The 1,504-nt window shown below is 75.9% G+C and carries 1 protein-coding gene; it reads left to right on the top strand.

All coding sequences use genetic code 11. The features are described from left to right. Positions 1-1,504 (top strand): polyketide synthase dehydratase domain-containing protein (locus tag A9X05_RS25765; protein ID WP_197499202.1); only part of this gene is annotated, 1,504 nt, incomplete at both ends.

Genomic DNA, 1,504 nt, shown 5'->3' with positions numbered 1-1,504 from the left:
CCGGCGCCGAGCATGCCCTGCTGGGCGCGGTGGTGGAGCGCCCCGATTCGGGCGGTGTGGTGTTGACGGGCCGGCTGTCGACGGCCGCCCAGCCGTGGCTGGCCGATCACGCGGTGACCGGGACCGTGTTGTTCCCGGGCGCGGGGTTCGTCGAGCTGGTGCTGCGGGCGGGCGACGAGGTCGGCTGCCCGGTGATCGAGGAGCTGACGCTGTCGGCCCCGTTGCCCCTGCCGGCCGCCGGCGGGGTGCGGGTGCAGGTGGTGGTGGACGCCGCCGGCGAGACCGGATCCCGTGCGGTGGCAGTCTATTCGCAGGCCGGTCCCGACTGGGCCCTGCACGCCCAGGGCGTGGTGAGCGACGGCTCGCCCGCGCCGGACGCGGACCTGTCGGTGTGGCCGCCCGTCGGCGCCGCGGCGGTCGACGTGACCGGCGCCTACGACGATTTGGCGGGGCGCGGCTACGGGTACGGGCCGGCGTTCCGCGGCCTGCGGAAGGTGTGGCGCCGGGGGACCGAGATCTTCGCCGAGGTCGAGGCCCCGCAGCAGGACGGTGTCACGGTGGGCGGCTTCGGGATCCATCCGGTGGTGCTGGATGCGGCTCTGCACGCCCTGGGTGTGGCCGACGAGGACGCCGAGGCCGTCTTGCCGTTCTCCTGGCAAGGGGTGTGCCTGCACGCGGCCGGCGCGTCCCGGGTCCGGGTGCGGCTGGCACCGGTGGGGAAGGGCGCCGTGTCGGTGGAACTGGCCGATTCGTCGGGCCTGCCGGTGCTGTCGGTGCGGGAGCTGGTGACGCGGCCGGTGTCGGCCGCCCAGTTGGCGGCGGCCGCGGCGGCGCGGTCCGGCGGCGGCGAACTCCTGGAGGCGGTGTGGTCCCCGATCACGTTGGCGGACAACGCCGGTGGGGCCGATCCCGAGGTGTGGCGGCCGCCCTCGAACGGCGACGGAGTGGTCGGGTCGGTCTACGCCGCGACCCATGAGGCGTTGGGCTTGTTGCAGTCCAGGGTTGAGGGCGCCGGGCCGTTGGTGGTGCTGACCTGCGGCGCGGTCGCGCTGCCCGGCGAGGAGGTCTCGGACCTGGCCGGCGCGGCGGTGTGGGGGCTGGTGCGCTCGGCGCAGGCCGAGCAGGCAGGCCTGGCGGTGCTGGTCGACTCCGACGGATCGCTCGATCTCGCCTCCGTGATCGGCTGCGGGGAGCCGCAATTGGTGGTGCGAGGGGGCATCGCCTACGGCGCCCGGCTGCAGCCACTCAAGCCGCACCCGCTGTTGCCGTTGCCCGGGCCGCCGTCGGTGTGGCGGCTGGCCGCCGGCGACGCCGGAACGCTGGAGGACCTGGCCGTGCAGTCGGGCCCGCCGGCCGAGCTCGCCGCCGGCCAGGTGCGGGTGGCGGTCGCCGCCGCCGGGGTGAACTTCCGCGACGTGCTGGTGGCCCTGGGCATGTACCCGGGTGCCGCGCAGCTGGGCGCGGAGGGTGCCGGCCTGGTGACCGAGATCGGCGCCGGCGTCAC

It is taken from the genome of Mycobacterium sp. E3298, from assembly GCF_001666895.1.
GTDB lineage: Bacteria > Actinomycetota > Actinomycetes > Mycobacteriales > Mycobacteriaceae > Mycobacterium.
The sequence above is the reverse complement of the archived record's forward strand: the minus strand, read 5'-3'. Positions and strand labels throughout refer to the sequence as shown.